Genomic DNA, 6,606 nt, shown 5'->3' on the forward strand with positions numbered 1-6,606 from the left:
TTTCTATTCTCAAATTCCCTCTCCTTTTAGGAGAGGGTTAGGGAGAGGTCAAATAATTCCTCTTACCTAACCTCTCCCGAAGGGAAAGAAATATCTTTTATTCAATATAAGTATTTAATTACTGATAACGGTAGCGTGCTGAACGGGCATGCGCATCCAGATTTTCCTGCTGTGCCAGAACATCTGCAGTTTTCGCAAGGGTTTTCACACCATCTTCAGAACACATAATCAGGCTTGAACGTTTCTGGAAATCATACACACCCAGTGGTGATGAGAAACGTGCTGTACCCGATGTCGGTAATACATGGTTTGGACCTGCACAATAGTCACCAATCGCTTCAGGCGTATAACGTCCCATGAAGATTGCACCCGCATGACGGATCTCTTCAGCCATTTCTTGAGCTTCATCCAGACACAGCATTAAATGTTCAGGTGCTACTTGATTAATTAGCTCAATACCTTCAGCACGGTCTTTCACAAGAACTAGTGCACCACGATTGGCAATAGAAGTACGTGCAATATCTGCTTTCGGTAGAGCTTGCAAATGTTCTTCAATTGCTTGTTCTACTTCACTTAATAGCTGTTCATCAGGGGTAATAAATACGGCTTGAGCAACAGTGTCATGCTCAGCTTGAGATAACAAATCCATCGCTAACCATTTGGCATTGTTCTGCCCTTCTGCATAGACCAGAATTTCTGAAGGGCCAGCAATCATGTCGATACCGACCTGACCAAATACGGCACGTTTTGCCGCAGCCACAAAACGGTTACCTGGACCAGTGATTTTATCGACACGTGGAATGGTTTCTGTACCATAGGCCAATGCAGCAACCGCTTGTGCGCCACCAATGGTAAATACACGGTGTACGCCAGCCAGATATGCTGCTGCCAATACCAATGGATTCAATTCACCATTAGGTGCAGGCACCACCATAACAATTTCACCCACGCCTGCCACATGTGCAGGTACAGCATTCATTAATACTGAAGATGGATATGAAGCCAAGCCACCTGGAACATAGATCCCTACGCGATCCAATGGCGTCACTTTCTGACCCAAGGTATTACCTAGAGCGTCGACATACGTCCAACCATCCTGTTTTTGTGCCTGGTGGAATTCACGAATGCGGTTTGCAGCCAATTCTAAAGCTTCACGCACTTCAGTCGTTAAGCCTTCGAAAGCTGCTTTAAGTTGCTCTTGAGTCAGTTCCAAATCTGAAAATTGATGCGCTGGATGTCGATCGAACTGCTGAGTCAATTTAAGAACATGAGCATCACCATGCTGACGTACGTCAGCAATAATCTGGTCTACAGTTTTTAAAAGTTCAGGATCATTCACGGTTTCAAAAGCCAACAAGTCAGCAAACGCTTGCTTGAAGTTTTGATCTTGTGTCGATAAACGTCGCATCAATTTACCCATAAGGTTTGAATTCGAAGGCTTTAGTTTACCTGTTTTCAAAGACTTTGTCGGTAGCTAGAACAGACTTGTGCTATGAGTTTTATTGGAAATAGCTTTTGATAAAATTGATGAAAGCATTGAGCTTCTTATATTTATAATCAGCAATAAAAAACCGCCCAAAGTGGGCGGTCTTTGATAAAGCTTAAATTTAAGCTTTTTTCGCCTGTTCGCGTGCTTCCACTGCTTGCTCAAGCTGAGCAAGAATCGGATTCAGCAATGCTTGCTTACGTTTAAAGCTGGCTTTGTTCACAATCAGACGTGAAGAGACTTTGCAGATTTCTTCAAGTGGCTCAAGACCATTGGCACGCAGTGTATTGCCTGTATCGACCACGTCAACAATGTAATCACCTAAACCCACCAATGGTGCAAGTTCCATTGAACCATAAAGCTTGATCACATCAACCTGTTCACCGAGGCTCGCGTAGTATTGACGGGTCAGATTCACGTATTTAGTCGCAATTTTTAAACGGCCTTTCGGACGCTCCATGCCGACTTTACCTGCTGTCATCAATTTGCAGTTGGCAATTTTAAGATCTAATGGTTCATAGACATTTTGCGCGCCATGTTCCATCAACACATCTTTACCTGCTACACCGATATCTGCCGCACCATTCTCAACATAAGTCGGCACATCAGAGGCACGTAAAATCAGGATACGCACCTGTTTATGCGTGGTTGGAAAAATCAGCTTACGTGATTTATCCGGATCTTCTAGCAGATTAATCCCTGCTGTTTCAAGCAGAGGTAAAGTTTCTTTTAAGATACGGCCCTTGCTTAATGCTAACGTTAAACCATGATCAAAATTGCCCATTACGTCAAAGTTTGGATCATCGTTTCTCATATCACTCATTAACTTACTCGCTTAATTTGGGCACCTAAACCTTGTAACTTTGCTTCGACATCTTCATAACCGCGGTCAATATGATAAATACGGTCAATCAATGTTTCTCCTTCGGCTGCAAGTGCTGCAAGAACTAAAGAGAATGAAGCACGTAAATCTGTTGCCATCACAGGTGCTGCAGAAAGTTTTTCTACACCGGTCACAACAGCATCATTACCTTCAACCTGAATATTGGCTCCCATACGGGCCAATTCAGGCACATGCATAAAACGGTTTTCAAAAATCGTTTCAGAAATTGTGGCGAATCCACGACCAATAGCATTGACTGCCATTAACTGGGCTTGCATATCTGTTGGGAAATCTGGATGTGGCAAGGTACGGAAGCTCACCGCTTTCGGACGTTTGCCCATCATATCCAGTTCAATCCAGTCATCACCACGAGTGACTTCTGCACCCATTTCCTCAAACTTATCCAGTACAGCTTCCATTAAAGCCGGATCTGTATGTGTGGTTTTAACACGGCCACCCGTAATAGCTGCAGCAGCCAAGTAAGAACCGGTTTCAATACGGTCGGCAACCACTGCATATTCACAGCCATGCAGGCTTTCTACACCGGTAACCACTAGCGTATCGGTATCCAGACCTTCAATCTTCGCACCCATCTTGATCAGCATTTGAGCAAGATCAGTAATTTCAGGTTCGCGCGCCGCATTGCGAATCGTGGTCACACCATCCGCCAATACTGCAGCCATCAGAATATTTTCAGTACCACCCACAGTCACCATATCAAATACGACTTCACCGCCTTTCAGACGACCATCGACTTTGGCATGGACATAGCCGGCCTCAACCTCAATCTCGGCACCTAAAGCTTCTAATGCTTTCAAATGCTGATCGACTGGACGGGAACCAATCGCACATCCACCTGGCAGGGATACTTTTGCACTACCGTAGCGCGCCAATAGAGGACCAAGCACCAAAATAGAAGCACGCATGGTTTTTACGAGTTCATAAGGTGCAAACTGGTTATCCAAAGTAGAGGTATCTGCAATAACTGTATCGCCTTCATAACTAATCGTGATCCCAAGACCTGCGATCAGCTTTACCAAGGTATTTACATCTTTTAGATTTGGAACATTTTTAAGTGTGATTGGCGTATCAGCAAGAATCATTGCTGCTAATAATGGAAGCGCTGCATTTTTTGCACCAGAAATACGCACTTCACCGTCGAGCTTAATACCGCCCTGAATTAAGAATTTATCCATTAATTGATTAAGCTCCAAATAAGCTTGCTTTACGCCATTCTTCTTTGGTCAATGCACGAATGGTCACAGCATGCACTGCACCACTGGCAATATGGGAATTGAGAGGAGCATAAACAGCTTGTTGACGTGCAACCGGACGTTTACCTTCAAACTGATCATCCACAATACGGAGATCGAATTTTCCGCCCTGACCACTCACAGCAACATCCGCCTCAGGAAAAGCGGCTTTTAAAATTTCAGCGAGCTGTTCATTATTCATCACAAGACCTCTTATAGGACTAAGGGTGTAAAACGAGTCATTTTACTATAAATGTAAAAAATAATTCATTAGTCACATACATTATATATATAAAAAAAGAGGCTTTTAAAAACCTCTTTTTCCCCATTTGGTCGCTTAAATGGCTAAACTCTGATGATTCAGCTGCATTTCGCGATATCGGTCAATCTGTTTTTTTAATTTTTCCGTCAAAATTTTAATCGAGGTATACATGTCATCAGCATTAGCATGGGCAAAAAACTCAATACCCGGTAAACGGACAATCGCTTCTGCGATATGGTTACTACTGCCTCTTTTTGAGCGCTTATCAATCTGATGATCTTTGGAAAGCTTAACCTGCATGCTGTTGACCTGATCTAGATGTTTGGTCATCTGTGAAAATTTCGTTTTTATAGTTTCTTCAATCGCTGGCGTAATTGATAAATGATGTCCACGAATTGTTATTTGCATAGTTCTATCCCTCACCTTCGTTAGGATCAGAAGAGTCACAGTTAAAAATGAAAAGAATACAATAACTTGCTCAAGCAAAATCGTGATTTAAAGCATTTATTCAGATCATTTTCACCATTCCTCAAAAGAAAAAAAGATTCATTACGATGTCATAATGAATCTCTAGAATAATCAAATTTCAAAAACTAGATCAAGACTTTTCGCTCAGAAGATGAAGGAATATGTAACGATTCACGATATTTCGCGACCGTGCGTCGTGCCACATCAATCCCCTCTTCTTTCAAAAGATTGGCAATTGCATTGTCAGATAAAGGCTTACGTGCATTTTCTTCTGCAATCATTTTCTTAATTTTGGCACGGATTGCAGTAGATGAAGCCTCTCCCCCAGAAGTCGTTCCTACATGACTCGAGAAGAAGTATTTCAGTTCAAATAAACCACGAGGAGTTAGCATATATTTGTTAGTCGTTACACGGGATACCGTTGATTCATGTAATTCAACTTCTTCAGCAATATCACGTAAAACCAGAGGCTTCATACCTTCAGGACCAATCTCTAAAAAGCTTTTCTGATGTTCAACAATACAGGTCGCTACTTTCAATAAAGTTTTATGTCGTTCATCAATACTTTTAATAAAGTTTTTCGCTTCCAGCATCTGATTACGCAGGTATTGATTATCTTCACTTTGATCAGCACGACGAATCATATTGGTATAAAAAGAATTTAGTCTCAACTTAGGCATCACATCAGGGTTTAACGTCACCTGCCAGCAGTCATTCTTTTTCATTACCACGACATCGGGGATCTGATAATCAGATTCCTTACTTTCAAACTCCAGTCCCGGATATGGTTTAAGAGTTTTTAGCAAATCAACCGCACAGCGTAATTGTTCCTGATTTAAACCAGTTTGCTTAATGAGTTTTGGTAATTCATTGGTAATCAGCAGCTCATAATGTTGCAGCAATTTAACCGCATCATTACGACAAGGGGTATTAACTGGTAGGCTATCCAGCTGAATCAATAAACACTCAGCTAGATTTCTGGAACCTACTCCAATCGGATCAAGACGCTGAATATGCTTAAGAACAACGAGTACTTCATCCTCTTCGATTTCTTCCTCATAATCCATGGAAGATAAAAGATGTTGTACTGATGCAGTAATTTCGGAAATTTCTGCATCCAGAAAACCCTTTTCATCTAGAGAATCAATAATGCAGTATGCAATCAGCTGATCAATGCGAGAAAAGTGCAGCAGATTAACCTGCTCGAGCATATATTCTTGTAAGCTTTGCTGGCTTTGACGATTGTCTTCGCGCTCTTCAAACTCTGCTGCACCTAGACTTGTCGGTTGATGGGTATAGACATCATCCCAGTCGGTATCTACAGGTAGATCGTCCGGAAGATGGTCTGCATTGAGTTCATTGGTTAAATCCTTTTGACTCGCATCAACAGTAGAAAGACTTTCAACACTGATTTGCTCTTCAACTTTTTCTAACAAAGGATTACTATCAAGTTGTAGCTGGATTTCTTGCTCTAGTTCTAGACTGGATAATTGTAATAAGCGGATTGCTTGTTGTAACTGTGGAGTTAATGACAGCGAGTTGGCAATTCGTAATCCCACTGATAATTTCATATGACCCCCTAATAAAAATCTCGTTTTATAAGCAATTTTCATGCCGTTTTAACTTTTATAACATAGTTTGATAAAAAAACACACAAAACCATAATGATTTCATGAACTTTAACGTCATTTTTTTATAATTTTTTAAGCATTATTAATCACTTATTTTTATTAAACAGTATTCAAACGATTTGTAAATTAATATAATTTGACTTAATTTTTTTAAATTGAGCGCATAAAAAAAGCCCTCTGCGTAAGCAGAGGGCTTTTGGAATAATGAGCTGGCGATGACTTACTCTCACATGGGAGACCCCACACTACCATCAGCGCTAAGAGGTTTCACTTCTGAGTTCGGGAAGGGATCAGGTGGTTCACTCTTGCTATGGTCGCCAGCACAACTGGTATGCTTACTCGCTATGGTCTTATCTACGTTGCTTGCGCTTCGTTTGCCTAGCTTTCTTCAAATAGAATGCATTAACAGATGTATCTGAGTTGCTGTAGTCTGTTCGATTAGCTTAACTAAATCAAGGCTTCGTCTGATCGTTAGATCAATATGAAATCAATTGACGCTTTATATACAACTGCTTGGGTGTTGTATAGTCAAGCCTCACGAGCAATTAGTATTGGTCAGCTTCATGCATCACTGCACTTCCACATCCAACCTATCAACGTCGTAGTCTTCAACGGCTCTTTAG

Annotated in this window: 6 protein-coding genes and 2 rRNA genes; all 8 read right to left on the reverse strand. The window is 41.3% G+C overall.

Annotated features, from left to right (window positions below; translation table 11 throughout):
* Positions 1-118 precede the first annotated feature (118 nt).
* A complete protein-coding gene (hisD, locus tag FTV31_RS02695) occupies positions 119-1,420 on the reverse strand; it encodes a histidinol dehydrogenase (protein WP_180012900.1) in 1,302 nt (433 codons plus the stop codon).
* A 187-nt stretch (positions 1,421-1,607) separates the two neighbouring features.
* Positions 1,608-2,309, reverse strand: a complete 702-nt coding sequence (gene hisG, locus FTV31_RS02700; protein ID WP_005234128.1) for an ATP phosphoribosyltransferase — start codon at positions 2,307-2,309, stop codon at positions 1,608-1,610.
* Positions 2,309-3,565, reverse strand: coding sequence for a UDP-N-acetylglucosamine 1-carboxyvinyltransferase (gene murA, locus FTV31_RS02705; RefSeq protein ID WP_159124271.1), 1,257 nt, complete (start codon positions 3,563-3,565; stop codon positions 2,309-2,311). The genes hisG and murA overlap by 1 nt, the downstream gene beginning before the upstream one ends.
* Positions 3,566-3,572: 7 nt before the next feature.
* Entirely contained in the window at positions 3,573-3,824 is a 252-nt protein-coding gene (gene ibaG / locus FTV31_RS02710) for a BolA family iron metabolism protein IbaG (RefSeq protein ID WP_004783413.1), read from the reverse strand.
* 135 nt (positions 3,825-3,959) lie between these two features.
* Positions 3,960-4,292: a ribosome hibernation-promoting factor, HPF/YfiA family gene (gene hpf, locus FTV31_RS02715; protein ID WP_004783414.1), complete on the reverse strand. Its 333-nt coding sequence runs from the start codon at positions 4,290-4,292 to the stop codon at positions 3,960-3,962.
* A 185-nt stretch (positions 4,293-4,477) separates the two neighbouring features.
* Complete coding sequence (locus FTV31_RS02720) at positions 4,478-5,923, reverse strand: RNA polymerase factor sigma-54 (protein ID WP_159124272.1); 1,446 nt, start codon at positions 5,921-5,923, stop codon at positions 4,478-4,480.
* A gap of 267 nt (positions 5,924-6,190) precedes the next feature.
* A 5S ribosomal RNA gene (gene rrf / locus FTV31_RS02725) occupies positions 6,191-6,305 on the reverse strand.
* Between the two features lie 202 nt (positions 6,306-6,507).
* A 23S ribosomal RNA gene (locus tag FTV31_RS02730) occupies positions 6,508-6,606 on the reverse strand; the annotation flags it as partial.

It is taken from the genome of Acinetobacter sp. YH16031 (genome assembly GCF_013417335.1).
In the GTDB taxonomy this organism is placed as follows: Bacteria; Pseudomonadota; Gammaproteobacteria; order Pseudomonadales; family Moraxellaceae; genus Acinetobacter.

Coding starts and splice junctions, on each gene's coding strand:
- FTV31_RS02720 (WP_159124272.1), bottom strand. CDS start 5,923: ATGAAATTATCAGTGGGATTACGAATTGCCAACTCGCTGTCATTAACT.
- murA (WP_159124271.1), bottom strand. CDS start 3,565: ATGGATAAATTCTTAATTCAGGGCGGTATTAAGCTCGACGGTGAAGTG.
- hpf (WP_004783414.1), bottom strand. CDS start 4,292: ATGCAAATAACAATTCGTGGACATCATTTATCAATTACGCCAGCGATT.
- ibaG (WP_004783413.1), bottom strand. CDS start 3,824: ATGAATAATGAACAGCTCGCTGAAATTTTAAAAGCCGCTTTTCCTGAG.
- hisG (WP_005234128.1), bottom strand. CDS start 2,309: ATGAGTGATATGAGAAACGATGATCCAAACTTTGACGTAATGGGCAAT.
- hisD (WP_180012900.1), bottom strand. CDS start 1,420: ATGGGTAAATTGATGCGACGTTTATCGACACAAGATCAAAACTTCAAG.